We start from the raw sequence: 26,299 nt of genomic DNA, 5'->3' as shown, positions 1-26,299 counted from the left end.
GCCCGGAAGGCCGGCAGCCTGATTTTATAGAACAACTCCGGAATTCATTCCGGGCTACAGGAGTCGTACGAAACTTTGAGTGCTATCGGTACGATGCAATTCTTAGCAATAGAAAACGTTTCTGACAGCGATACACAAACGGCTTAATACCCTCTTTCATTCTTTCCCTCCATATAATTCATAAAGGCCTGGTTCACCACACGGTTACCGCCCGGTGTAGGATAGTTGCCGGTAAAATACCAGTCGCCCAGGTTATTGGGGCATGCCTTATGTAAGTCTTCAATGCTTTGGAAAATGACCTGTACCGGAATGCCCAGGTCAGCAGGAGTGATCATTTCAGCGATCTTATTGGTGATCTCTTCAATGGTGCTGCTTTTATATAATTGTTTTACCACATTTTCTGTATGCAGTAAATTTTTTTCTTTGAGCTCTTTACATTTCTCCCAAAGCTCATCCAGCAAAGATTCCTGGCCTTTGTCTTTTAAAACGTTGACGGCCGCATTAAAGGCAATAAAATCGCCCATCTTGCTCATATCGATTCCATAACAGTCAGGATAACGGATCTGCGGACAGGAGGAAACCACGATGATCTTTTTAGGTTTGAGGCGGGAAAGCATTTTAATAATACTTTCCTTTAGCGTTGTGCCCCGTACAATAGAATCATCAATGACCACAATCGTGTCAATACCGGGGCGTACCGTGCCATAAGTAATATCGTAAACGTGCTGTACCATTTCATTACGGCTGGCATCTTCCGTAATAAACGTGCGCATTTTTACATCTTTAATAGCAATTTTATCAACGCGGATCCGGCGGTTGATCATTTCGCTCAGCTTCTCTTCATCATAATCCTTTCCCCAGCTTAAAATGCGTTCTGTTTTAATTTTGTTCAGGTACAGCTGCATTCCTTTATGCAACCCAAGAAATGCTACCTCTGCCGTATTAGGAATGTAAGAAAAAATGGTATTCTTTAAATCAAAATCAATTGCTTTCAATACCTGTTCGCTAAGGTTCAGCCCCAGCGCTTTCCGTTCTTTATAAATTTTTTCGTCGCTTCCGCGTGAAAAATAAATGCGTTCAAAGCTGCAGGCCCTGCGTTCCCCGGGTACAATGACCTCAGCTATTTCATAATGGCCATCCGGCTGAACGATCAATGCATTGCCCGGCATCAGTTCTTTTACCTCATTTTCAGCTACGTTGAACGTAGTGCGGATCGCGGCCCTTTCAGAGGCGGCAACGATCACTTCATCATCAATATAATAATAACAGGGGCGAATGCCATTACGATCCCTGAAAACAAATCCCAATCCGTCCCCGGTCAATCCACCCACGGTAAAACCTCCGTCAAACTGGGGTAGGACCTCCTGCAGCACTGCTTTTATATCAACATTCTCCGGGCTTTTTTTATCTGCCTCCACAAGGTAATGATGCACCATTTCCATCATAGCTGCCAGGTCGCTCTGTTTTTGAAAGGTACCGGGAATGATGCCCAGTTTTTCAAAGAGTTCATTGGTATTCACCAGGTTAAAATTGCCGGCTAACGCCAGGTTCCTGGCCGGAACGGTATTGCGTTTTACAAAGGGGTGGCAAAAATCAGCATTGTTCTTTCCCTGGGTACCATACCTCAGATGACCTAACAACAGTTCTCCCAGGAACTTGATATGCCCTTTCATTAAACCGGGATGCTTGAGCGCATCTGGGTTATAGCGGCAAACCTCATCTACTTCATCTGCTATATTTTTAAACAGAGCAGAGATCGCCTGAGGCTCTGCGCTGCGCATACGGTGCATAAACGGGTAGCCTGCTTCCACGTTTAATTTTACTGCGGCGATGCCTGCGCCGTCCTGTCCGCGGTTGTGCTGTTTTTCCATTAAGAGGTAAAGCTTGTTCAGCCCCCACATAACGGTACCATGTTGTTTTAAATAATGAGAGAAAGGCTTGCGGAGCCTTATAAACGCCAGGCCGCATTCATGTTTGATCGGATCGCTCATACTATTTCAAAAAAGAAACGCAAAGTTACGATTTTGAAGCTTAAAGACGAATTAATATAGGTTAATTAAAAACGTTTATTTATTCGTCAATCCCTTTATTAATAAAAATGATCAATGGCTGCAGGGCCTGAAAAGCTTTTATGGAATTGCCCGGCAATGATTTAGACAATATCTCAGCATCCGGGATATCAGACAGGGCGGTGTAGCTTTTGTATTTCAGGTAGGCTGCTGCCGGGTTGTCCGGTTCATAACCTTTGGGCACCCTGGAAAGCAGCTGCCCTTCTTCGGCATATAATCCGCTATAGGTGGTTTTAAACTTTTTTGCAGACAGGATCTTTTGAAACTCAGGCAGGTTATAGTCTATTTCCTGGCGGAGTTTATTCAGGTCTGCCGGTAAAGGATGCCACAGCCCGCCGCCGATAAAGCTTTCTCCGGGCGAAAGATGAAAATAATAGCCTGCTTTCATGGATTTTTTACCCTCTGCATTGATGCTGGCGCCAAAATTGGTTTTGTACGGGCTTTTGTCTTTTGAAAAACGCACATCCCTGTTGATGCGGAACATACAGTCTTTGGCTGTTAAATGCATAATTGACGGCTCATATTTGCCAAATTCCCGGATCAGCTCATTTATAAAACCGGCAAAATTTTCCCGTGCCGCCTCATATTCTTTGCGGTGTGCATCAAACCAGGGCTTATTATTGTTCAGCTTAAGTTCCTCAAGGAATTTCAGGGTAGAAGGTTGAATCATAGGCAATAAAGTTACAGGTATTTTCTTTCAGGAGAAAATACAGAAGAGTTTATGACCCGCAGGCCCCGCGGAATTTCGCAGAAGGGTAAATGGGAAATTCTGCGCCCGTCAGCGCAGAATCTGCGGGAAATAAGGTTTTAGAAGATCCCGCAGAAGGGGTAAATGAAAAAAACTGCGTCCGTTAGCAACTTCAGGGGGAAACAGATCTGGCTTTATTTATTCCCCGATCATTTTTAGAAAATCCGCTTCTGAAATGATCCTGACGGTATTGATTTTTTTGGCTTTTTCTAATTTGCTGCCCGCGTCTTCTCCTACTACAAGATAATTGAGCTTGGAGCTTACACCGCTCAGGATTTTGCCGCCCCGGGCTTCTGCCATAGCTTCTGCATCGCTTCGCTTTAAGGTAGGCAACGTGCCGGTAAATAAAAAGGTCTGGCCTGAAAGAGTTCCTTTGGCGGCCAGCTGTTTATGGGTATTCGTCAGCCGTACACCCAGGGCTTCCAGTTCTCTGATCATCGCAATATTCGATGCATTACTAAAGAAATGGACGATGCTTCCTGCCACTTTAGGGCCGATGTCTTCCAGGCTTTGCAGCTCTTCCTGTGATAGCTGCTGCAGATCCAGTAAATGGTGGATCTTGTTAGCCAGTACCTTTGCCGTTGTTTCGCCAACAAAACGGATCCCCAGTCCAAAAATGATGCGGTGCAGGGGTTGCTCTTTGCTTTTTTCAATCGCCTGTTTCAGATTATCGATCGATTTCTTCCCAAAACCTTCCAGCGTTGCTATCCGTTCAAAATCCAGCTTATAGATTCCCGGAATGTCTTTCAGCCAGCCTAATTCAAAAAATTTCCGGACATTGGCTTCTCCAAATCCGCGGATATCCAGGGCGTCCTTACTTACAAAATGGATCATACGTTCCACTACCTGCGCAGGGCATTCAATATTAATGCACCGCCAGACGGCTTCTCCTTCTTCTTTGAACAGGTGACTGTTACAAACGGGGCAATTTTTTGGGAACGTGATCTCTTTTTCCTCCCCGGTCCTCAGCTCTTCCAGCGATTTTACAATATAGGGAATCACATCGCCGGCGCGTTCGACCAGTACCATATCACCGATCTTCAGTTTTTTTTCTTTGATGATCTCTTCATTAAATAAAGAAATGGAGCTTACCGTAACACCGCCAATGAATACCGGCTCAATTTTGGCAACCGGTGTAATGGAGCCTGTACGGCCCACCTGGAACCGGACTTCCAGCAATTTGCTGGTAGCCTGTCTTGCTTTGAACTTGAATGCAATTGCCCAGCGGGGATGATGAGAGGTCATGCCCAGCTGTTCCTGGATCAAAAAGTCGTTTACTTTTATCACCATACCGTCAATCTCATAAGGCAGATTGTCCCTGCTTTCTTCAAATTTCAGGCAGTAATCAATGACGGCATCAATATGGCTGAAGGTCTTTGACTCTTTTACAGGACTTCTGAAACCAAGATTCCACAATAATTTCAGCGATCCTTCATGTGTTTTTAAGGCTTCCGGAAGTTCGTGGCCGGGCAGCAATGTATAGTAGCTGATGCTGTACACAAAGGCTTCCAGATGCCGCCGCCGCACTTCTGCCGGGTCTTTTATGCGCAGGGTTCCTGAAGCAGCGTTGCGCGGATTGGCCAGGGGAGCGAGACCTTTTTCAACCAATTCATCATTATATTTTTTGAAGTTGTTTTTATTGATCAGCACTTCGCCTCTTATTTCTATTGTCTGTATCCCATATCGACTGAAAGCAGCCGATAAAGGCACGGTTCGTATCTGCCGTATATTGGTGGTAATATCATCACCGGCAACGCCATTGCCCCGGGTTGCGCCCAACGTAAGCTGGTCGTTCTCATAAACCAGGGAAATGCTGCCCCCGTCAAACTTGGGCTCAACACAATAAGTAACTTCTTTCTTTTTGGAAAGCTGCAACACTTTCCGGTCAAAATCTTTCAGGTCCTCACTGTCATAAGAGTTGTCCAGCGATAGCATGGGCACCAGGTGCTGTACCGTTATGAAATTGCCATTCAGGCTTTTGCCCACACGCTGGGTGGGGGAGTCTTTTGTAATCCAGTCCGGGTGGATCTTTTCTGTTGCCTCCAGCAGTTTAAAAAGCTGATCATACTCGCCATCCGCCAGCAAAGGATCATTTTCCACGTAATAGCGGTATTCATGAAACCGCAAAACCGCCCTGAGCGCTTCCAGTTCTTCAAAGGTTGCGGGCGGGTTGTTGTGTTCCTTTAAGAAAGAGCGGGTTTCATTTTGTAGCTGTATGGTTTGTTCCTTAGTATACATGATCATTGGTTCCAGGGCTTAAAAATATTAAATATACCCTACAAAAAACCGGTTATTGAAAAATTAGGCAGATCCCCGCATAGTTCCTGCTCATTTTTTTAACCGTTTGAAATTAATGAACCGGCATTGCGGCAGGCACCCCGTCCTTTAACGCAGGCATAAAATCAGGCAACCATAAGACCGTTTTTTGTGAAAACGATTGTTCAATACCCGCGAAAGGTGTGCATTTAATAATTGTAATTGGTACATTTGCTAACCTATCAATCGGCTATGGCAAAAAAATTGAACCTGAAAACGGCGGCAGTAGAAAAAAGCAGCCACCTGGAATATTTTAAGATTGCAGTGTCTGTGGATTGTGTCATTTTCGGATATGAAGATAAAGAACTGAAAGTGTTGCTGATAAAATCGGATCTTAAAGAATTTGCCGGCCTTTATTCATTGCTCGGAGACCTGGTTCGGCCGGATGAAGACCTGAATGAAGCCTCCTATAGGGTTTTAAAGGAGCGCACAGACCTGGATGATGTGTTCCTGCAACAGGTGCACACATTTGGAGCTGTTCACCGTCACCCTTCAGGACGCGTGATCTCCACTGCCTATTATTCCCTGGTAAATATCAACAGCCATAAACTAAAGATCGACAATAACGACCTGCACTGGCACCCGGTAAAAAATATCCAGAAGCTGGCCTTTGACCATAAAGAGATCCTGGATACCTGTCTGGAACACCTGCGCGGCAAAATTGAAGAATACCCTGTAGCGCACAATCTGCTGGATGAGAAATTCTCCTTACGCGCTTTACAGGAACTGTATGAGGCAATTATGAATGAACCGCTCGACCGCAGGAATTTCCGGAAAAAGATCACTCTTAAGAACTGGCTCATTGATCTGAACGAAATGGAGGAAAACGTGCCCCACCGGCCGGGCAAACTCTACAAATTCCGGCCCCGGTTAATGAAGTCCCGTAAATAACGTAAAAAATATTTTCTGGCTTATGTGTACTTTGTACACATAATACATTATTTTTGTTTTTCAGATTGACTAACGTGTATTAAGTACACGAAATAATTTAAAACAATTTAATTGTTTGTCTATGTATGTGAGAAGATTGTTTGCAGCGCCTTTTATTGTGCTATTACTGCTTATGTCCGCTTCCGCCAGTGCTCAGTCAAGAATAATCAGTGGCACTGTTTCTGATGCAAAGACCCATCAGCTTTTGTTTGGTGTAACCGTTTTGGTTTCCGGCACGTCCACCGCCACCCAAACAGACGATAAGGGCCATTATCGGTTAGCAATAGCAGATTCAGTAAAAACGCTTGAGTTTTCCTTCATCGGTTATGCCACGCAAACGGCAGCAATAACAGGTGAGGTGGTAGATGTTCAGTTGGTTGCAGAAGCGGCCAACCTTGATAATGTAGTGGTCATTGGTTATGGTGCTGTTAAGAAAAAAGACCTGACCGGTTCTGTAACCATGCTTTCTTCAAAGGATTTCAACCAGGTGCCGGTAACCACCCCGGAGCAGCTGATTGCAGGAAAAGTAGCCGGCGTGCAGATCATGTCAAACAGCGGGGCCCCGGGCAGCGGAAGCACTATCCGCATCAGGGGGGGCGCCTCATTAAACGCCAGCAACGACCCGTTGATTGTGATAGACGGGGTGGCGCTGAGTAATGATGCGCTGCCGGGATCTCCCAATCCTTTGTCAATGATCAATCCGGCTGATATTGAATCGTTTACTATTCTTAAAGATGCATCAGCCTCTGCCATTTACGGCTCCCGTGCTTCCAATGGGGTCATTATTGTTACTACCAAAAAAGGCAAGCCTGGTAAGCCGGTTATAAACTTCAACACGCAGTTTACCGTTTCCCAGATCCCCAAATACCTGGATGTGCTGTCGCCAGCGGAATTCAGGAATTATGTTCAGAGCAATGGCGACGCGGCTCAGATCGCTTTGATGGGCAATGCCGGTACTAACTGGCAGAAAGAGGTTTATCAGGCAGCGGTTACTACGGACAATAACCTGAGCCTTTCGGGGGTGGCGGCCAACGGCAGGCTGCCTTACCGCGTTTCTGTGGGGTATCTTAAGCAGAACGGAATTGTAAAAACCAGCGAAATGGAGCGGAAATATTTTGGGTTCAATTTAAGCCCTTCCTTTCTGGATGATCATCTGAAGATTGATGTAAATTTAAAGGTAGCCCATACCGATACCCGGTTTGCCAACACAGGGGCTATCGGGGCAGCGGTAAGTTTTGATCCTACACAGCCCATTTATTCCGGCAGTAACCGGTTTGACGGATATTATGAATGGCTGGACCCCGCATCCGTTTCCGGTTTAAAATCGCTTGCTACCCTTAACCCGCTTGCCCTGCTCATGCAATATAACAACCGGGGGAGAGTGCTGAGAGGGATCGGTAATATACAGGTGGACTATAAATTCCATTTTCTTCCTGAACTGAAGGCCAACCTGAATATGGGCTTTGATGAGGCGCATGGGATTGGTGGAATTTTGGTAGATGATAGCGCCGCCCAGGGCTATAACCGGTATAAAGACCCCAATAATGTTTTTCATGGCGGGCAAAACAATAAATACTCCGGCTGGAGGGATAACGGCATTATTGAATTTTATTTGAATTATCTGAAGAACATAGGCGATCACCGGATCGATGTAACGGCGGGCTATGGATTTTATGATTTCATATCCCGCACTATGAATTATCCGGATGTTACTTATGATGGAACCGTAATTCCGGAATCTGTTCCTGCGTATGCAATGGACAAGCCCCGTTATACGCTCATTTCTTATTATGGAAGAGCCAATTACAGCTTTAAAAATAAATACCTGCTCACAGCTACCTTAAGAACGGACGGCTCTTCAAAATTTAACCCGGACAACCGCTGGGGTGTTTTCCCGTCCGGGGCCTTGGCCTGGAAAATAAAAGAAGAGCCCTTCCTGAAAAGTGCAGCTGTGCTCAGCGACCTGAAGCTGCGCCTGGGGTATGGTATTACAGGCCAGCAGGACGGAATTAATGACTATGATTATATTTCATATTTTAAATTGAGCGGTAACAATGCACAATACCAGCTGGGCAATGATTTTTACCAGATGTACCGTCCAGGCGGCTATTATTATAACAGGAAATGGGAGCAGACCAGCAACTATAACATTGGTATAGACTATGGGTTCTTAAATAACCGCATCAATGGTAGCATTGATGTTTATTACCGGAGCACCAAGGACCTGCTTAACGAGATCAATCAGCCGGCAGGTACCAATTTTACCAATAAGATTGTTGCAAACATCGGGAGCATGGAAAACCGGGGCATTGAATTCCTGTTAACGGTTGTTCCGGTGCAGACAAAGAACGTAAAATGGGATGTGAATTTTAATGCCACTTATAATAAGAACAAGATCACAAAGCTTACTATTGTGGATGATCCGAATTTTGCAGGGTCATTGACTGGCGGCATAACCGGTGCTACCGGCAATTACATTCAGATACAGTCCATTGGTTTTCCGCGCAGTTCATTTTACGTCTATCAGCAGGTGTATGATCAGCAGGGCAAACCGGTGGAAAATGTGTTTGTTGACCGTAATGGTGATGGCGTGATCAATGAGAGTGATCTGTATCGTTATAAAAGCCCCGACCCGCAATACTTCTTTGGTCTGAGTTCCAATGTGACCTATAAAAAGCTGAGCGCAGGATTTAGCGCAAGAGCCAATGTAGGTAATTATGTATATAATAATGTAGCTTCTGCTACAGGGTTTCAGGTAAATATCCTGAACCCGCTGGGTATTATCAACAACGGTTCCAGCGATGTTTTATATACGAATTTTAAAGGCGGCAGCGATAAGTTTGCCCTGACTGATTATTTTATCGAAAACGCCTCCTTCCTCAGGATGGATAATGTTTATGTGGCTTACAGTTTTGGGAAGCTCTTCCGGAATACAGGCGACCTGAAGCTGAACCTGAATGTTCAGAACCTGTTTGTGATTACAAAGTATAAAGGGCTGGATCCGGAAGTGCCCAATGGCATTGATAATAATTTTTATCCCCGCCCGCGTATATACGGTATGGGATTAAACCTGAATTTTTAGACAAGCAAATTCACTGTATTCAACTATAAAATAAAACAGATGATGAAAAAGATATTGGTTGTATTATTGTTGGTCCTGCTCCTGTACGGTTGCAGTAAAAAGCTGGATCGTTTGCCGCTGAATGATGTTACCGCTGAACAGGCCTACAGCACCCCGCAGGGATATATTGAAGCCGCAGCAAAAGTGTATGGAGCCTTTGCGCTTACCGGTAATAAAGGACCTGCCGGTGATCCTGATATACTTGGGATTGATGAAGGCACTTCCGATTTTTTAAGGTTGTTCTGGTGCGCGCAGGAATTAAGTACCGATGAATCTGTTGTATCCTGGGGGGATGCAGGTATACAGGACTTCCATAATATGAACTGGTCCGCCAGCAACCCCTTCCTTACAGGGCTGTATTATAGAAGCATGTACCAGATTACATTGGCGAATGATTTTATAAAACACGCAGCTGATGACCAGCTTGCAGCAAAAGGTATTACAGGCGCAACAGCGGCAAATATTGTAAGCTTCAGGAACGAAGCCCGTTTTTTGAGAGCCTACCAATACTGGGTTTTGCTGGATCTTTTCGGGAACCCGCCTTTTGTTACGGAAGATTTTGTTATGGGCTCCACTGAACTGCCAGAACAGATTGGCAAAGAGGCCCTGTACCAATATATTGAATCGGAACTAAAGGATCTTGAAACCTTGCTGCCTGATTCCAGGGCCAATGAATACGGCAGGGCTGATAAAGCAGCCGTGTGGGCCTTATTAGCGCGCCTGTACCTGAACGCCGGTATTTATACAGGAACAGCGGATTATAACAATGCCGTGATCTACTCAAAAAAAGTGATTGATGCCGGATATAGTTTGATCAGCGACTACAGAAACCTGATGCGTGCAGATAATGATAAGAATAAAAGTGAATTTATCCTAACCATTAACTATGACGGCAATAAAACCCAGAACTATGGCGGTACCACCTTTTTGACACACGCTCCTGTGGGCGGTACAATGCCTGCTGCTGCTTTTGGCATCGGCGGCGGCTGGGCCGGCATCAGAACCACAAAAGCACTGGTAAACCTTTTTCCGGATATAAGTGGTAATACAGACAAACGGGCACAGTTCTGGACAGACGGACAATCGCTGAATATAGACGATCAGACAAAATTTGTACAGGGCTATGGCATTACTAAATTTAAAAATATTGAGATCGGAACTGCAAACAAATCCGGAGCAAGCCTGGATTTTGCTGACATGGATTTTCCTGTTTTCAGGCTGGCAGAACAGTACCTGATTTACGCGGAAGCTGTGTTGCGTGGCGGATCCGGCGGAGATGCGGCTACTGCTTTAATCTACATCAATCTTTTAAGAGCAAGGGCCGGTGCAGCACCCATAACCGCGTCACAACTGACCACTGATTTTATACTGGATGAACGGGGACGGGAATTGTACTGGGAAGGATTCCGGCGTACGGATCTGGTACGTTACAATAAGTTTACCACTGCGGGTTATTTGTGGCCCTGGAAAGGCGGTACAACAAATGGAAAATCCGTTGAAGACTGGCGGAACATCTACCCGATTCCGGCAGCGGATAAAGCCGCCAATCCGCAGTTACAGCAAAATCCGAACTATTAATTCTTAAACGCGATCAGATGAAATACTTATCAATAGTTATAATGGCTTCTGTACTGTTTCTTGTTTCCTCCTGTAAAAAAGATGAAACAAAAGTGATCATGAATTCGAATACACCGGTATTAAGCAGCGATTTGGATAAGCCTTTAGTCCTTTTACAGGATAATAAGGATCAGCCGGCGCTTACTTTTACTTATGATGATATTGACCTTGGTTTTAAAGATGCTCTTTCATATATACTGCAAATATCTGTAGCCGGCCATGATTTTAAGTCGGATTCGCTGATAGAGTTAGATCTGGACAGGAAGGCGCTTAAAAAAACCTTTACTGCACAGGAACTGAATTTATTATTGTTGAAGGAATTTTTACCTCCCGGCAAAACGGGCAATTATGAATTTAGAATCAGAACTTCCGCAGGCAATGTATATTCAAATGTAGTGCCATTAACCATTACTACTTATCAGGCAATAGCCTGGGCATATGTTCCCGGTGCCTACCAGGGATGGGAGCCTTCAACTGCGGATAGCCTTATTTCTGCAACAGGTAACGGGATCTACACAGGCACGATTTTATTTACACCAGGTAATCTTGAATTTAAGATTACGCCGGCAAAATCATGGGACATCGCCTATGGAGATGCAGGGGACGGGAATATCAGCACATCGGCAAGTGCAAATCTGGTGGCTCCGGGCGCCGGCTCTTATCAGATAACAGCCAATTTTAATGACAATACTTATTCAATACAATACAATCAATGGAGTATTATTGGTGATGCTACAGCCGGAGGCTGGAATGCAGATACAGATATGAAATTTAATAATGGAGATTCTACCTGGAGCGTGGTTGCGGCATTAACGGCGGGTGGCAGTGTTAAATTCAGGTATAACCACGATTGGGGGGTAAATTATGGAGGTTCAGCAGGTACTCTGAAACTAAACGGAGATAATATTCCGATAACAACAACCGGAACCTATTCCATTAAAATGGATCTGCCACATCTGAAATATACGATCACAAAGCAATAAAAAATACGCTTATTGCCCTGTACAACAAATAAAGGGCAATGAGCGTTTAACAGAAAATTACTGGTCACTGCAGCTATGCTTTGTGCCCGTCCAGACTATTTGAAGGGAATATGGGCCTGTTGCAGATGATTTTAATAAATTAGTTCTGCTTTGTTACAAAAAACTTTATATTGGATCCTATAACAAACAGAAAACAATGGGCATTATAATAAAAGAGCTTGTACCATTGTAAGTGCTTGCGGAATAATAGTATTGAATGAAGATTTTAATCAGGTTTTTTTTCTTGTTGCTGCCAATGGCAGTAACAGGGCAGCAGGCTGCATTTCAGCTGCAACAGGAGCAGCTTGAGAAGCTGCCCTTTGGCGCTGTAAAGCCCGCTGGATGGATTAAAGAGCAAATGGAAAAAGATATGAAGGGTTTTGTAGGCCACCTGGATGGGATTGTGCCGGACCTGATCAGTGATCCTATTTATGCCGACCGCCTGCACAGGCATAGCAAAGCGAAAGATCTTGGCAACTTAAAAGAAGGGGATGTAGCCGGAGACGACCAGTATAAATGGTGGAACTCAGAAACCCAGTCCAACTGGAGAGACGGGTATATACGCAACGCATTACTGCTGGATAATGCGGCAGATAAGCAGAAGGTAAAAGATTATATATATAAAATAATTGCTACACAGGATAAAGACGGCTATCTGGGAATTTATGATAAAGAGCTTCGCTACCGGTTTACGGCAGAGAACGGGGAATTGTGGGCAAAGACAACGCTGCTGAGAGGGCTGCTGGCATACTATGAGGCCACGAACGATAAAAAGGCCTGGAATAGTATTGTAAGCGCAGTTGATGATGTAATGAAGCACTACCCGGTTAATAACTCCAATCCCTTTTTTGCAGGAAAAGAGTTTTCCGGAGGCGTGGCGCATGGGTTAACGTTTACGGATGTTTGTGATGAGCTGTACCGGCTTACAAAACAGGCCCGGTACCGCCGGTACGCATTGTTTCTTTATCAGAATTTTTCTTCCAATTTCTCATTCGAAAAAGATGTTCAGTGGAGCAGTCTTTTTAACCCCGGTTATAAAATGACGGATCATGGGGTACATGCTTATGAGCACCTGCGGCCCTTAACGGTTGCAGCTTTCAGCACTGGCAACCCGCTGTATAAGAAAGCATTGAAGATCTATTTAAAAAGGATACAGGAGGCTACTACACCCGCTGGCGGCCCCATTGGGGATGAATGGATCGGCGGCCGTAAGGCAAATGCAACAAACACGGGGTATGAATATTGTTCTATGCAGGAGCTCATGGATAGCTATGCCGGCTTGCTGCAGAAGACCGGCATGAACTTCTTTGCAGACAGGGCAGAAACGATTTTCTTTAACGCTGCACAGGGCGCAAGGAACCCGGATCATTCCTGTATTGCCTATCTGAAAACGGATAATTCCTACCAGATGACAGGTACTCTAAATGGAGGAACAAACGGAGATATGAAACAGGTGCGCTATAAATATTCTCCGGCTCATAAAGATGCTGCCGTTTGTTGTGTGCCAAACGCAGGAAGAATAACGCCTTATTATGTACAGCATATGTGGATGAAAGAAGGCGACTCTGTTTTGGCAGCTACCCTGTTAGGCCCTTCAGAGGTGCATACAAAAGTGAACGGAACAGCAGTGCATATACAGGAAAAAACAGGCTATCCCTATGATCTGTCCTTTGACTTTACAATTTTCGTAAGCGCTCCACGGTTCTTTACACTGAAGATACGGAAACCGGGATGGGTAAAAGCATTGCAAACGGATCAACCTTATACGATTGCTGATGAGTTTATTGTGATCCGGAAATTATTTAAAAAGAATGAAACGGTTCACCTGGATTTTAAAGCCAGCGTAGCTGACCGGCAAGACCAGAACGGAGAGCATTATTTTTTCTATGGCCCCCTGGCTTATGCTTTGCCAATACAGGCCACTTCAGGCATCGGGAAAGAATATACACCGGTTTTCAAAGATTATTTGTACATACCCGTTAAAAGAAAAGAGTATGGGTATATCCGTAATAACGATGCGGTTTACAAAAACGGTACCATCCGGTTAAAAGCAAAAGAGAAAGAAAGCAATGCGATTGAAACGATCAGCCTGATACCGATAGGCAAGACCATCTTGCGCCAGGCCGCCTTTAAGCCATTGTAGCAGGATTTTATGCTGTAAAACCTGCAAATGTTTCTTTTAAATACCGCAGCATTGCGGTATTGATCTGCCACTGGTTAGCCAGGGGCCGACCGGTTGCTGGGTTTACAGGCATATAGGGAGCAGGACCGGCTTCAGTGCATATTGTAAACTGAAGCTCCTTCTTTTGATAATGCAATAAAATATCCTTCCACCAATTGGTAAATGTATCCAGATAGTTTTTATAGTGCGGAACAAAGGGATCTGCCAGTTGCGGACTCTGCTCATAACCGATACGCGCATGGATGTGCCTGATATGGGGTATAACGGAGCGGAGCGTTTCTGATTGGTCATGAAGCAGGCTCTCGGATACATTGCACCAATGCGAGTAATCGGCCACCAGGCCCAGACCCGGAAATTGCTTCAGGTACGGGGGCATCAGGTGCAATGCATAGGAAAACCGCCCCCTGTGTGTTTCATGATATACGGGAATACCGGATTGTTTGGAAAAGGTGGTTGCCAGCTCCAGTAATAAACAGTTTTCATTAAAAGAGAAAAAATCTTTACCGGTGTGCGAGTTGATAAATACAGGATTGAAGTCAGCAATCAATGCCAGCCGCTGCTGCATTTCTTTATAAAAGAGATTGAAGCGGTTATAGCGTTCTTCAGGCACCATTTGTCCGATGACTATAAACTCAGGGTATTGCTCCCTGGTTTCTTGGAGCACATTCATCCAATGCACCCTGTTCCTTAAGGCGCCTATATTGATTTCAATGCCGCTGTATCCTGCGTCAATAACATTTTCTATAAACTGCTCAGGAGCTAAATATTCCTGTCCCCAATGCGGGCATATATAACGGATCTTCATTAAAGCTTTATGAACGGGAGGGTTCGTATAAGACCGGGTTAATAGGGGTATTGATGATCTCACCGATTGTTGCGCCCGGGCACCAGGTATCCCAATCGTTCTGCTGATTTTTATTTTCCGGCGCCTTCAGTTTCATGTCCCGGTCCATATAAATGATGGTCATTACCCGGCGCATCTCATTGGTTAAATTTGCTCCCGCCCTGTGAAAAACCCACCCGGAATGAAAACTTATTTCCCCAATTTCAAAAGGTTCAACAACGTGTTTAAAATCCGTAACCTTTAAGCGTTGCTGTATAATGGTTTCGCTTTCATCACCAATAGCCAGCTCCCTTCCTTCCACGATCTGGTGGCTGCCGGCGCTGAATTCCAGTGGCCCCATTTCCAAAGGTGTTGCCTGTAAAGGGATCCAGGCGGTAATTGTTTTGTCTGTTTCCAGCGGCCAGTAATATTGATCAGCATGCCAGGGCGTAATGCCACCGCCTCCTTCCTTAAAAAGCGCTTGATCATGATACATCCGTACGCCTTCCACCTGCATCAGGTCTGCTGCAATTTTTCCCAGCCTTTTGCTGAACACAAGTGCCTTCACATCCTCGTTCTCACGCCATAAATTGAACAGTTGCAGAAAAGCCTTGCCGTAAGTGTCTCTTTCAGAAAGGTCCGTACGCACCTGATTCATTTTATGCACCTGCTCATCAATTACCTTATTAAAGAAGGCAACCGCCTCCGGCGATAATACCTGCTTTAGCTTTATAAAACGGTTTTTATTATAGCTGTCAATATTTTCTTTTGTAACCTCATAAGGCTGTTCTAATTCTTTTAAAATAGTTTCCGGTACTGCCATCGTTATAGTTTTAATGTTGAGCAGTAAAATTACTGCCTGTTTGCGGTTAGCAGCATCACTATATTTCTAAAACTGATACTATATTTCATAATTATTATTTTTATCTTATTTTCAAGAAAATATTGTACTAATGAAGCCGGAGCTGGAGCATATTGAGCACATAAAAGGCAATGCAAGCTTTGTTGTATATAACTATGAAGCCGGCTATTTTCCTTTTAAGTGGCACTACCACCCGGAGTATGAGCTTACGCTGATCACCTGCGGAGCAGGCAAGCGCCTGGTGGGCGATAGCTATGAAGATTTTTTACAGGAAGACCTGGTACTGCTGGGTCCCGGCCTGCCGCATACATGGGTAAGCGAGCCTTCCGGGAAACGGGTGGCTGCTGTTGTTATCCAGTTCTCGGAAACATTTATACAACCGTTCCTGCAATATGCTGAATGCAAAAATGTTTTCTCCCTGCTGAAAAAATCAAAAAAAGGATTGCTCTTTAAAAGAATACATGCAAAAGATATCATTACAACAATAAAACGATTACCGGATATTGATGAACTGGATAAATTGCTCAGTCTTATTCATATTCTGAATGAGCTCAGTAAGCTTTCGCCACGCATATTAAGTGCAACGGTCAGCGCTTACCCGGGATCTGCTGCTGCAGAAGAACGCATCAATAAAGTATCACACTATATCTATCAACATTATAAAAGGTCATTGCAGTTACATGATGTAGCAAGGCTGCTGCATCTTTCTCCCGGTGCCTTCTGCAATTTCTTTAAAAAGGCAACCGGCAAAACTTTTTCGGACTATGTAAACGATGTGCGTATTGGAAAAGCCTGTGCACTGCTGCTGGAATCAGATGACGCCATAGCAACGATTGCCTGCAAAGTAGGGTTTGAAAGCCTCTCTTATTTTAACCGTGTTTTTTATAATAAAAAGAGTATAACGCCAGGCGCCTTCCGCCGCCGGCTAAAAGAGCACCTCATTTTATAGCCTGCTTAGGCCATATGACAGTATAGGTATTTATGCAGGAGATTCGCTCATATTAGGTATTGTCAGGGCTTTATATAGGAAGTAATATTGTATTGTTAACTACATTACATAATTAATAATTGCTGCATATGGCAAAAGTATCCAAAGAAGTTCCAAGAGCGCTGGGGTGGATTCCAGACATTCCCGATGCAAGGGATTTTATTTATGCAGCTCCTTTAAAAGTGCTGCTGAAGATACCCGCAAAAATTGATTTGCGAAAAACCTGTCCCCCCGTTTATGACCAGGGGAGCCTGGGCAGTTGCACCGCCAATGCGCTGGGTGCAGCGGTTGAATTTGGGAAAAAGAAAAAACGGAAAAAAACATTCCGCCCATCCCGTTTGTTCCTGTATTACAACGAGCGGGTAATGATGAATACAGTTAGTGCCGACAGCGGCGCCTACCTGAGGGATGGAATAAAATCCTTAAATAAGCAGGGCATCTGCCCGGAGAAAGACTGGCCTTATATAGAAAGCCGGTTTACGCAAAAGCCTCCTGCATCCTGTTATAAGGCTGCGCTGAAGAACCAGGTATTATCTTATTGGAGGGTACCGGTAAACCTTCTGTCCGTTAAAGGGTGCCTGGCAGACGGTTATCCCTTTGCATTCGGTTTTACCGTATACGAAAGTTTCATGACAAAAAAAGTGGCCAATAAAGGAGTGATGCCGATGCCTGATATTGCAAAAGAAAGTGTCCTGGGCGGCCATGCTGTTCTTGCTGTAGGATATGATGACGCGCGGCAGGCGGTGCTTGTAAGGAACTCCTGGAATACTGCCTGGGGCATCAGGGGGTATTTCTGGATGCCCTATGCCTATATTTCCAATACCGCTTACTGTCAGGACTTCTGGACGATAAGAGATGTGGAATAAGCAGAAATAATATTTCCTCCCCGAACTGTTTCGCTTACCGCCTGCTCTGCAGCCCTCGTGGTAAAAAATCAACAAACAAAAAGCGGTATACACCTTTATACCCGGGGATCTGTAAAATGTACCCGGTGGTATGGGATGGATCTGCAATTGTTTTCAAACGGCAAATGGTCGTAACAGATAAGGTATGCCCGGTATAAATTAAATACCCGCCGGAAAGCGAGGCAGGCAACTGTCCCCCTTTTTTAAAAAACCATTTTTAACAGACAAAATCAAACACATGTCAAAGATTAACGTAGCCGCCATTCAATCATCCATCGATGAGTCCGGCTTAACCTGGCAGGCCGCCAGTAATGAATTTACCGCGCTGACGGAGGCGGAATTGAAATATTTTCTGGGATATACGCCCGGTCCTAAAGAGCTTTCCCTGAGCGCAAGAGAAAAGATAGCTGAGAAAACCCTGAAAACCTTCCTGCTTTCTGCTGCAGGGAAAGGCATCAGAAAGAAAAAAGCATTTGGATACCCCGCTCTTTTTGACTGGCGCAACAGGGGCGGCGCCAATTATGTTACGCCCATTAAAAATCAGAGTTCCTGTGGCTCCTGCGTGGCCTTTGGTACCGTTGCAACCGCGGAAACGGCCTATCGTATTCAAAGAGGCAATGCCAGCCTGGCCATTGATTTTTCAGAAGCGCAATTGTTTTATTGTTATGCCAGAAGTGAAGGGCGCAATTGTGCCAATGGGTGGTGGCCGGATAGGGCTCTGATTGCTTTCAGGGATAAAGGACTGGTGGATGAAGCCTGCTTTCCCTACACACCGGGCGACCAGGCCTGTAGTACCTGCAGCAATGCGGCAGACCGGCTGCTGAAGATTTCTGGCTTTACAAAACTGACAACCACGGCAGCCATGAAGGACTGGATCAGTACCCGTGGGGCATTGGTGGCCTGTTTTTCCGTATATAACGACTTTTATTCTTACCGTTCAGGGGTCTACCGCAAAACGGCTGCTGCCACCTTTATTGGAGGCCATTGTGTGAGTATTGTGGGGTATGATGACGTAAGCCAGTGCTGGATCTGCAAGAACAGCTGGGGAGCCGGTTTCGGCGAATCAGGTTTTTTCAGGATAGGTTACGGCCAGTGTGGTATTGATGCGGAAATGTATGCTATTAACAGCATTATTGAAACATTATGGACCGGCGCTCAAAAGATCATCGGGTTATGGTCCAATGAGGCGGCCAATAATGCCTGGGCCTATATTAACAGTTTTGGATGGAGAAAGATCTCTCCAGCCAGTGATAATATACACCTGAATTTGCTTACCCAATGTATTTCTGCCAAGAGCAGGGGCGCAGCGGTAAGTATTCACCTGACCAATGGGATCATCGACCAGATCTATAATTAAATCTTTAACCCTAAAAATATAATGCAATGAACGCAATAAAAAAGGCGTCCGCAAGGAAAGCAGTACAGAGAACAATATCTGCTCCCATAGCAACATCGGCTTCTATAGCCATAGCCGAAGTAAAAAAAATAAATGCGCCTACATTGCTGCCACCCGGGCAGGACGGACTGACCGCCTGGAATAATAATGTAAAAATTGTAGGCACCTGGGGTATTGCAGAGAACAATAATGCCTGGCTGAATATAAGTGGTATGGGCTTCAGGAAGATCAGGGAAACCAATAGCCAGGCCTTATTAGCCCTGCTGATGATTGGCGCTCACGCGCGCGATAAAAACAGTATTGTTAATGTGCGTACAGAGGCGGATAATAAGGTTTACGAGCTGTACGCCTGGTGATTGTTTTATTTAGTTGGCAGGAACTGCCCTCATCCGGAAATTTTCCGGGTAAGGGCAATTCGTTTTTAACTTTGCAGTACCATGGAAACTACAGTTATTCTGAAGGTAAACAAGGAAAGATCGTTCCGGTTAGAAAACCGGGGAGGAGCAGGGTACAGCTGGGTTGTGGAGGCCAATAATGAGAAAGTTACCCGTGTTACCACTGCAATGGCAGACAGCGGTGAGGTGCCCGGGAAAAAACCGGTTGGAGGCAGCAGCATCGTTGTACTTACGATCCGCGGGCTAACAAAAGGAACCTCCCGTATTCAGCTGGTACAAAAAAGAATATGGGAAGAAGGAGTGCCACCCCTAAACACTTATATCTATAATGTAACGGTAACAGAATAAGCACTAAATATCTGTTGCTATTTTTCCTATGAAAACAGACTACCTAAATCAACTGCAATACTGCAATCGTCCTGTAGCTCAAATGTAAAATTCCGGCTGAAGGGTTGCAATGTATATTGGTCATTAGTGAGCTGGTATATTTCTATACCTTTGGTATCCGGGTCAGCAATAAGGTAATACTTTACTTTTTCCTGCTCATAGAGCTGGTATTTTGTATTGCGGTCCTTTAAAGCGGTTGAAGGTGATAAGATTTCCACTACTAATGCGGGTGCAAAATCCAGGTAAGGTTTTTTAATTTCACCGCATACAATAAGTATGTCGGGAATTAAAATAGTGTCCTCAGAAATTTTATAATCTACCGGATCATATGCGCTGCATTTTTCACATTTGCTCTTTTTTAAAGCCGAAGACAACTCATATCTTAATTCTGCGGATATCTTTTGGTGTTTAGGCACAGGTGAGGGGCTCATGGCATAAGGAATGCCATCAATCAGCTCCCATTTGCCTTCCCAAAGGCACCATTCTTTATAGGTATAATGGGGTAATATTTTATAAGCGCCGCTCATTACTGAATAAAGATACGTTTTTATGTTGTATAAGTCCGCCTTCTTGTTAAAGGAGCCTGTGCGCTACAGGGCTTGGTTTTACCGGTAAAAAAGCGGCATTCAAAAATTTAACTGGAAATCAGCCAATTATTATTGTAGTATAAGGGAACAAACCTGCCGCCTGATATCATCTTCCTGATAAAGACAAAAAATAGTCTTCTGCCGGAGCTAATAGTTTTATTATGTTTTGATTAAGAAACAATGCACACGTTATTTTTCTTTCAATAAAAGATGTATCTTCCTGCGGTACTTAAAAGCTGTATGCCGGTAAAAGACATAAAGGATGACTATCATTTATGGCAGTCCTTAAAAGAAGGAAAACAGGAGGCGCTTGCCAGTATCTATTTTAATCATTTCAAAAGCCTGTATGAATATGGTTTGCGCATTACAGGGGATGAGGAACTGGTGAAGGACACTATACAGGATCTGTTTATAAAAATATGGACAAACCGGTCCAATTTTGAGAACATCTCAAAAATAAGGCCCTATTTACTGGTATCGCTCCGGTCTGCATTATACAATAAAATACAGCAAAACGGGAAAAGGCCTGTACGTGCACTGAATACAAAAGATGAATTTGAAATGGTCTTTTCTGCTGAATCAAAATATATTGCCGGGGAAGCCCGCTCCTTACAAACGCAAAAATTATTAGCGGCACTGAACCAGCTGACACCCAAACAGAAGGAAATCATCTATCTGCGTTATTTTGAAGAACTGGACTATGAAGAAATAGTAAGGGTCATGAACAGTTCTCTCAAAGCTGTATACAAGCTAAAAGCAAGAGGGCTTGATGCTCTGAAGCAGTTATTACATCTGTCCGATATCCTGTTGATTGTTTTACTGGCATCCTGCTGTTGCGAAATATGCGCTTAGCACTGCTGTAACATAAAAGCAGAAAAAAATTAAAAAATTCTTTTTGGCTGGGGTAAAAAAAACAATCCTGCTGTCCTTTATATGCGGATGCATGTAAACGGTTGACTGAAATGAATAAGAACTATAGCACATACACTGCGGCGGAGTTTCTGGAAGACCCTTTTTTTATCGAATGGGTAAAGGATAACAGGGATAGTGCATCTGTGTTCTGGAATGAATGGATACGTACTGTTCCCCCTAATCTTGACCAGATGCGGGAGGCAGAACTGCAATTGAGGGCAATTTTTTCCGCGGAAAAAATTGCCGTTCAGGAAACAGTGGCAGCAGGGGTCTGGAAAAAGATTGAAAACCATATAAGTAATGAGGGCAGGGCGCTGACTGTTATCAGACGCCGGTCTGTTGCTCAAAAATTTTTAAAGCCCATGCTTTCGGTGGCTGCTGTTTTTATAGTCTTTATACTGGCCGGCTATTTTATTGCATTGCATTTTAGAAAAGAAGGCAGGATGATGAAAGAACCGCATACGGCAAACCGGGAACAAATCATAATCCGGCCGGGTGGGAACAGGGCGTCGCTGATCCTTGCAAACGGCGATGTAGTTGTGCTGGACAGTGCACAAAACGGCACATTGGGAATGCAGGGAACTACCCGTATTATAAAGCTGAACAATGGTGCGCTGGCCTATGACAATGGAAAAGAAAAACAGGAAGCATTGCTTTATAATACAATAACCACACCCAGGGGAGGGCAATACCAGGTTACATTAGCAGATGGTACAAAGGTTTGGCTGAACGCACTGTCCTCCCTGCGTTTTCCCACTGCCTTTTCAGACGGGGAACGAAAAGTAGAAGTTGCCGGGGAAGCTTATTTTGAAGTAGTGCATAACTCTTCATCGCCATTTAAAGTGGTGGCCAATGGTATAGAAACGGTTGACCTGGGAACCCGGTTCAATATTAATACCTATAAGGATGACGCGGCAGACCGGATCACCTTGCTGGAAGGGGCGGTGCAGGTGATAAAAGGGGGTGCTTCCAGGGTATTAAAACCAGGGCAGCAGGCGCAGGTTAGTAACGATATCCGGATTGTGAACAATGTAGACCTGGAGGAAGTGATAGCCTGGAAGAACGGAAAATTTGTTTTTAATAAGGATACAGACATTGAAACGATTATGCAGCAGATTGCCAGGTGGTATGATGTTCAGGTAGAATACAGGGGTACTATCAGGCAGCGCTTTTGGGGCTCCATTTCAAAAGAAGCAGATCTTTCACAGGTATTAAAGATATTGGAGGCCACAGGAGGCGTTCGCTTTCAACTAAACGGAAATAAAATCATCATTATGCCAGCCAAAACCTAAACTTTATGCATGCGGAATAAAAAACCGGGAAGTGTTTGCGGCACAACCCGGTTTGAATTCAGGCTAAGCTAATAAAAATCGCTTTCAGACAATTATTGTATTAACTAAAACCTCCCTGCCGGTCAGACAGGCCAAACGAAGTTATGGATTTAAAAGCTCTTTTACTTGCTTACCAGCGGCATTTTTCACCGGAATGCTCAAACCAAACGCTGAAGATTATGAAGCTGATTCCCTTTATGTTATTGATGGCTTGCATTCATGTAAGCGCACGGGGTTACTCCCAGATCACACTTGCTGAAACCAATGCCCCACTGCAGGTGGTGCTGAAAAAGATCAGGCAGCAAAGCGGGTACGAACTGGTATGTACCTCTGAAATTTTAAATGAGGCAGGCAGGATCACGGTCCAGGTAAAGAACGTGTCCCTTCAGCAAGCGCTTACAGAAACCCTCAGGGGAAAAAAGCTTTCCTATGAGATTATTGGTAAAACAATCGTTATCAAGCCCCGTAAGGATAACAATGTTTCAAATCCGGAAGTCTTGCCACCACCGCCACCACCTCCTGTGGTCATTCACGGAAGAGTGCTTAAAAAGGATGGCCAGCCGCTGCCGGGAGTTTCCGTTCTGATCATTGGTACTTCCATTGGAACTACAACAGACAGCTTCGGCCGGTTTGTTCTCCGGCTTCCCGGCCAGCCGGCAGAGCTGGAAATTACCTGTGTTGGTTATCAGTCAAAAAAAATAAGAGTGAATAACGAAACAGAGATCGGTATCACCCTGGAGGAACTGGTAACCGGGTTAGACGATGTGGTCATTGTAGGATATGGCACGCAAAAAAAAGAAGACCTGACCGGTGCTGTCAGTCAGATCGGATCCACGTATATTACCTCGCGCCCGGTTCCCAACCTGGCAACATCATTACAGGGATTGCTGCCCGGATTAAATATACAGTCGAATAACGGCGATCCCGGAGCTCAGCCTGATATCAATATCCGTGGTTTTAATTCCATTAACGGAGGCGGCCCCCTGATCCTGGTAGACGGTATCGAGGGAGATATAGACCGGATTAACCCTGCTGATGTGGAAAGCGTGACCGTTTTAAAGGATGCTGCTTCCGCTGCCATTTATGGCGCCCGGGGCGCTTTCGGAGTGATGCTGATAACAACCAAAAAGGGAAAGGAAGGTAAACTGGCTGTTAACTATACCAATAACCTGGGTTGGACCACACCCACCACCCGCACCGATTTTATTGACGATCCCTATGAATTCGGGAAAACCGTGGATGCAGCCCTTTTGGGATATAATGGCACCACTTACACCGGTTATACAGGCGCTGACTGGGATACGATACAACTGGTATCCCAGGGTAAGCTGGCCCCGTTTTACAGGACCCAGCCAAATGGAGAAAATAAATTCTTCTACAATACAGACTGGTATGATTACCTGTTCCGCAAATGGCAGCCGTTCCAGAACCACACTATATCTGTTTCCGGTGGCAATGACAGGATCCAGGCCTATGTTTCCGGCAGGTACTACAAAACATCCAGCATACAGAACATTGTAGATGCTGACCTGGTAAAGTATAACCTGAAAGCCAACGTCAGCTTCAAGGCAACAGAATGGTTGCGGCTTTCTGACAATATCCAGTTCAGTACAGATAACCAGATCGAGTACGGAGGGTACAAAACCGGCTTCGGTGGCATCTGGAGCAATACCACCTGGTACTATTTGTTTCCCTTTCAGCCCAATAAAATAAACGGCATTCCTTTCGATTACTATGGGGTAGGTGCCCAGGCCGCTTTGGAGGCAGGCAGTAACTGGATCCGGAATTATTCTGAACAGTTTATAAATACATTCAGCGGGGCGCTTACTCCCGCAAAGGGGCTGGTGTTTAATTTTGATTATAGCAATACGATCAATCATATTGCCAACTCCACGCGTCTGAATAAGTTTGAATACCTGACAGGCCCCAAAATGTTGCTGCAAACGGATGGGGTAAACAGCCTTACGGAAGTACGCAACCGGAATTACTACAATGTGCTGAATATATACGGTACTTACACAAAAAATGTGGCTCTTGACCATCATTTCAAGCTAATGCTGGGCTACAACCAGGAAAAATACAATTCTGATGACATTACAGCCCGGCAGGGTGATCTGCTCATCAGCAGCTTATCCAACCTCAACCTGGGCACCAATCTGCTGCAGGCAGACGGGGCTGCAAGTGTTTGGGCCGTGCAGGGGTATTTCGGACGGTTTAACTATGACTACAAAAACAGATACCTGCTGGAAGTAAACGCCCGGTACGATGGCTCTTCCCGGTTCCCAGCCATAAGCAGATGGGGCTTTTTCCCTTCCGTTTCCGGTGGCTGGCTGATGAGTAATGAAAAGTTCTGGGAACCATTAAAGGATGCCGTCAGCACCATGAAATTAAGAGCCTCTTATGGTAAACTGGGCAACCAGAATGTCGGGCTCTATACGTTTTCCCGGATATTGGGCCTTGGCCAGACCAACTGGCTGGTTAGCGGCAGTAAGCTGAACTATGTGGGACCACCAGCGCCCCTGCCCGGTGTGGTAAGCTGGGAAAGTACCCGTACCATTGATTACGGAATAGATCTTGGCTTTTTAAGAAACAAACTTACTGCGTCATTTGACTGGTACCAGAAAAACACTTCCGGTATGTATGTGCCCGGATCTCCCTTACCGGGTGTTTTTGGCGCATCCGAGCCCAGGGAAAATATTGCCAGCCTCAGAAACAGGGGCTTTGAATTAAGCCTGGGCTATAACGATCAGTTTATGATCAGCCATTCTCCTATGCACATAAATGCCACCCTTAGCGTGTACAACTTTAAAGGGGTCATTACCAGTTATCCGAATCCTAATGGCCTTATGAGCACCTACTGGAACGGTCAAAGGCTGGGAGAGATCTGGGGGTATCATATAGACGGTCAGTTTAAATCGGATGAGGAAGCGGCCGCCTATCAAAGTCAGTTTAGCAATCCATCCAAGGATCTGGGCAAAGTGTATAACTATATATTCAATGTAGTAACCAATACCGAATGGAAAAAGCTCAGGGCAGGAGATATTAAATATGTTGATCTTGACGGGGATGGGATGATCGATAATGGAAATTATACCCTGGCAGATCACGGGGATCTGAAGCCAATCGGGAATGCCATGCCGCAGTTCCCATTCGGGTTTACGCTGGGGGCAGACTGGAAGAGTTTTGATATCCTGGTTGCAGGTGCAGGAATCATGCATCAGGACTGGTACCCGACAGGGTTTATTTACTGGGGCACCTATGACCGGCCTTATTCTTCCTTTATCCGGAAAGATCTTGTAGCAAATGCCTGGAGCCCTGAAAATCCGGATGGCTATTACCCGCAAATTTACAGGGGATATGATGCATTAGGCGCCAACAGGGATTTGTATGAGCTCAATGATTATTACCTCACAAATGTCGGATACCTGCGGGTTAAAAATCTTACGGTGGGTTATACCCTTCCCCAGTCGCTGTTAAGGAAAATTAATATAAAACAGCTACGGATCTATTTCAGCGGGGAAAATATACTGACATGGCGGTTCGGTAAGCTGACCAGATATGTGGATCCCGAGCAGGCAGGGTCAGGAACCAATTTTTCTGATCCCGGCACTGCGGTCAGCAGAACGGATCTGCAGGATTATCCCATTGGAAAGACCTTCTCATTCGGGGTGAATTTACAACTTTAAGGTACCTGAACTTTTTAAAACG

At 44.9% G+C, this 26,299-nt stretch carries 19 protein-coding genes; 13 read left to right on the top strand and 6 right to left on the bottom strand.

The window, feature by feature from the left end:
• Nucleotides 1-143: 143 nt before the first annotated feature.
• The 3 genes from A8C56_RS19450 to ligA form a co-directional block, all read right to left on the bottom strand.
• The gene (locus A8C56_RS19450; RefSeq protein WP_067759775.1) at nucleotides 144-1,991 is read right to left on the bottom strand and encodes an amidophosphoribosyltransferase; all 1,848 of its coding nucleotides are present in this window, start codon (nucleotides 1,989-1,991) and stop codon (nucleotides 144-146) included.
• A 79-nt stretch (nucleotides 1,992-2,070) separates the two neighbouring features.
• Entirely contained in the window at nucleotides 2,071-2,739 is a 669-nt protein-coding gene (locus A8C56_RS19445; RefSeq protein ID WP_067759773.1) for a DUF2461 domain-containing protein, read from the bottom strand.
• A 216-nt stretch (nucleotides 2,740-2,955) separates the two neighbouring features.
• Nucleotides 2,956-5,061, bottom strand: coding sequence for an NAD-dependent DNA ligase LigA (ligA, locus tag A8C56_RS19440; RefSeq protein ID WP_245645592.1), 2,106 nt, complete (start codon nucleotides 5,059-5,061; stop codon nucleotides 2,956-2,958).
• Between the two features lie 264 nt (nucleotides 5,062-5,325).
• Here ligA and A8C56_RS19435 point away from each other — a divergent pair, with 264 nt between their 5' ends.
• The 5 genes from A8C56_RS19435 (at nucleotide 5,326) to A8C56_RS19415 (ending at nucleotide 13,966) form a co-directional block, all read left to right on the top strand.
• Nucleotides 5,326-6,024: an NUDIX hydrolase gene (locus tag A8C56_RS19435; protein WP_067759771.1), complete on the top strand. Its 699-nt coding sequence runs from the start codon at nucleotides 5,326-5,328 to the stop codon at nucleotides 6,022-6,024.
• Nucleotides 6,025-6,145: 121 nt separating this feature from the next.
• On the top strand, nucleotides 6,146-9,145 hold the full coding sequence (locus A8C56_RS19430) for a SusC/RagA family TonB-linked outer membrane protein (RefSeq protein WP_067759769.1): 3,000 nt from the start codon (nucleotides 6,146-6,148) through the stop codon (nucleotides 9,143-9,145).
• 39 nt (nucleotides 9,146-9,184) lie between these two features.
• On the top strand, nucleotides 9,185-10,762 hold the full coding sequence (locus A8C56_RS19425) for a RagB/SusD family nutrient uptake outer membrane protein (RefSeq protein ID WP_067759767.1): 1,578 nt from the start codon (nucleotides 9,185-9,187) through the stop codon (nucleotides 10,760-10,762).
• Between the two features lie 17 nt (nucleotides 10,763-10,779).
• The gene (locus A8C56_RS19420; protein WP_067759764.1) at nucleotides 10,780-11,784 is read left to right on the top strand and encodes a SusE domain-containing protein; all 1,005 of its coding nucleotides are present in this window, start codon (nucleotides 10,780-10,782) and stop codon (nucleotides 11,782-11,784) included.
• Nucleotides 11,785-12,040: 256 nt separating this feature from the next.
• The gene (locus A8C56_RS19415; protein ID WP_067759762.1) at nucleotides 12,041-13,966 is read left to right on the top strand and encodes a beta-L-arabinofuranosidase domain-containing protein; all 1,926 of its coding nucleotides are present in this window, start codon (nucleotides 12,041-12,043) and stop codon (nucleotides 13,964-13,966) included.
• Nucleotides 13,967-13,973: 7 nt separating this feature from the next.
• Here the strand turns inward: A8C56_RS19415 and A8C56_RS19410 are convergent, their stop codons facing one another.
• Entirely contained in the window at nucleotides 13,974-14,810 is an 837-nt protein-coding gene (locus A8C56_RS19410; RefSeq protein WP_067759760.1) for a hypothetical protein, read from the bottom strand.
• A gap of 7 nt (nucleotides 14,811-14,817) precedes the next feature.
• Nucleotides 14,818-15,651, bottom strand: a complete 834-nt coding sequence (locus tag A8C56_RS19405; RefSeq protein WP_067759757.1) for a phytanoyl-CoA dioxygenase family protein — start codon at nucleotides 15,649-15,651, stop codon at nucleotides 14,818-14,820.
• Nucleotides 15,652-15,781: 130 nt separating this feature from the next.
• Between A8C56_RS19405 and A8C56_RS19400 the strand changes: the two genes are divergently transcribed.
• The 5 genes from A8C56_RS19400 to A8C56_RS19375 all read left to right on the top strand — a co-directional run bounded on the left by A8C56_RS19400 (nucleotide 15,782) and on the right by A8C56_RS19375 (nucleotide 19,722).
• The gene (locus A8C56_RS19400) at nucleotides 15,782-16,639 is read left to right on the top strand and encodes an AraC family transcriptional regulator (protein ID WP_067759755.1); all 858 of its coding nucleotides are present in this window, start codon (nucleotides 15,782-15,784) and stop codon (nucleotides 16,637-16,639) included.
• Between the two features lie 128 nt (nucleotides 16,640-16,767).
• Complete coding sequence (locus A8C56_RS19395) at nucleotides 16,768-17,544, top strand: C1 family peptidase (protein WP_067759752.1); 777 nt, start codon at nucleotides 16,768-16,770, stop codon at nucleotides 17,542-17,544.
• 277 nt (nucleotides 17,545-17,821) lie between these two features.
• Nucleotides 17,822-18,940, top strand: a complete 1,119-nt coding sequence (locus tag A8C56_RS19385) for a C1 family peptidase (RefSeq protein WP_067759747.1) — start codon at nucleotides 17,822-17,824, stop codon at nucleotides 18,938-18,940.
• Between the two features lie 26 nt (nucleotides 18,941-18,966).
• Complete coding sequence (locus tag A8C56_RS19380; RefSeq protein ID WP_067759745.1) at nucleotides 18,967-19,335, top strand: hypothetical protein; 369 nt, start codon at nucleotides 18,967-18,969, stop codon at nucleotides 19,333-19,335.
• An 81-nt stretch (nucleotides 19,336-19,416) separates the two neighbouring features.
• The gene (locus A8C56_RS19375) at nucleotides 19,417-19,722 is read left to right on the top strand and encodes a protease inhibitor I42 family protein (RefSeq protein ID WP_067759742.1); all 306 of its coding nucleotides are present in this window, start codon (nucleotides 19,417-19,419) and stop codon (nucleotides 19,720-19,722) included.
• Between the two features lie 26 nt (nucleotides 19,723-19,748).
• Here the strand turns inward: A8C56_RS19375 and A8C56_RS19370 are convergent, their stop codons facing one another.
• Complete coding sequence (locus A8C56_RS19370; RefSeq protein ID WP_067759740.1) at nucleotides 19,749-20,288, bottom strand: Uma2 family endonuclease; 540 nt, start codon at nucleotides 20,286-20,288, stop codon at nucleotides 19,749-19,751.
• 300 nt (nucleotides 20,289-20,588) lie between these two features.
• On the opposite strand from A8C56_RS19370, the gene A8C56_RS19365 reads away from it, so the two are divergent.
• The 3 genes from A8C56_RS19365 to A8C56_RS19355 all read left to right on the top strand — a co-directional run bounded on the left by A8C56_RS19365 (nucleotide 20,589) and on the right by A8C56_RS19355 (nucleotide 26,277).
• Entirely contained in the window at nucleotides 20,589-21,200 is a 612-nt protein-coding gene (locus A8C56_RS19365) for an RNA polymerase sigma factor (RefSeq protein WP_067759738.1), read from the top strand.
• Between the two features lie 110 nt (nucleotides 21,201-21,310).
• Entirely contained in the window at nucleotides 21,311-22,552 is a 1,242-nt protein-coding gene (locus A8C56_RS19360; RefSeq protein ID WP_067759735.1) for a FecR family protein, read from the top strand.
• Nucleotides 22,553-22,770: 218 nt separating this feature from the next.
• The gene (locus tag A8C56_RS19355; RefSeq protein ID WP_084490458.1) at nucleotides 22,771-26,277 is read left to right on the top strand and encodes a TonB-dependent receptor; all 3,507 of its coding nucleotides are present in this window, start codon (nucleotides 22,771-22,773) and stop codon (nucleotides 26,275-26,277) included.
• Nucleotides 26,278-26,299: the final 22 nt, after the last annotated feature.

This window comes from Niabella ginsenosidivorans (assembly GCF_001654455.1).
Taxonomy (GTDB): Bacteria; Bacteroidota; Bacteroidia; order Chitinophagales; family Chitinophagaceae; genus Niabella; species Niabella ginsenosidivorans.
Note: the sequence above shows the minus strand (reverse complement) of the source record. Positions and strands in the feature narration are given on the sequence as shown.

Bases quoted from the DNA above. Each gene is read 5' to 3' on its own strand.
- A8C56_RS19355 (WP_084490458.1), top strand. From the start codon at position 22,771: ATGAAGCTGATTCCCTTTATGTTATTGATGGCTTGCATTCATGTAAGC.
- A8C56_RS19410 (WP_067759760.1), bottom strand. From the start codon at position 14,810: ATGAAGATCCGTTATATATGCCCGCATTGGGGACAGGAATATTTAGCT.
- A8C56_RS19435 (WP_067759771.1), top strand. From the start codon at position 5,326: ATGGCAAAAAAATTGAACCTGAAAACGGCGGCAGTAGAAAAAAGCAGC.
- ligA (WP_245645592.1), bottom strand. From the start codon at position 5,061: ATGATCATGTATACTAAGGAACAAACCATACAGCTACAAAATGAAACC.
- A8C56_RS19370 (WP_067759740.1), bottom strand. From the start codon at position 20,288: ATGAGCGGCGCTTATAAAATATTACCCCATTATACCTATAAAGAATGG.
- A8C56_RS19445 (WP_067759773.1), bottom strand. From the start codon at position 2,739: ATGATTCAACCTTCTACCCTGAAATTCCTTGAGGAACTTAAGCTGAAC.
- A8C56_RS19415 (WP_067759762.1), top strand. From the start codon at position 12,041: ATGAAGATTTTAATCAGGTTTTTTTTCTTGTTGCTGCCAATGGCAGTA.
- A8C56_RS19430 (WP_067759769.1), top strand. From the start codon at position 6,146: ATGTATGTGAGAAGATTGTTTGCAGCGCCTTTTATTGTGCTATTACTG.
- A8C56_RS19360 (WP_067759735.1), top strand. From the start codon at position 21,311: ATGAATAAGAACTATAGCACATACACTGCGGCGGAGTTTCTGGAAGAC.
- A8C56_RS19365 (WP_067759738.1), top strand. From the start codon at position 20,589: ATGCCGGTAAAAGACATAAAGGATGACTATCATTTATGGCAGTCCTTA.
- A8C56_RS19395 (WP_067759752.1), top strand. From the start codon at position 16,768: ATGGCAAAAGTATCCAAAGAAGTTCCAAGAGCGCTGGGGTGGATTCCA.
- A8C56_RS19420 (WP_067759764.1), top strand. From the start codon at position 10,780: ATGAAATACTTATCAATAGTTATAATGGCTTCTGTACTGTTTCTTGTT.
- A8C56_RS19380 (WP_067759745.1), top strand. From the start codon at position 18,967: ATGAACGCAATAAAAAAGGCGTCCGCAAGGAAAGCAGTACAGAGAACA.
- A8C56_RS19400 (WP_067759755.1), top strand. From the start codon at position 15,782: ATGAAGCCGGAGCTGGAGCATATTGAGCACATAAAAGGCAATGCAAGC.
- A8C56_RS19385 (WP_067759747.1), top strand. From the start codon at position 17,822: ATGTCAAAGATTAACGTAGCCGCCATTCAATCATCCATCGATGAGTCC.
- A8C56_RS19375 (WP_067759742.1), top strand. From the start codon at position 19,417: ATGGAAACTACAGTTATTCTGAAGGTAAACAAGGAAAGATCGTTCCGG.
- A8C56_RS19425 (WP_067759767.1), top strand. From the start codon at position 9,185: ATGATGAAAAAGATATTGGTTGTATTATTGTTGGTCCTGCTCCTGTAC.
- A8C56_RS19405 (WP_067759757.1), bottom strand. From the start codon at position 15,651: ATGGCAGTACCGGAAACTATTTTAAAAGAATTAGAACAGCCTTATGAG.
- A8C56_RS19450 (WP_067759775.1), bottom strand. From the start codon at position 1,991: ATGAGCGATCCGATCAAACATGAATGCGGCCTGGCGTTTATAAGGCTC.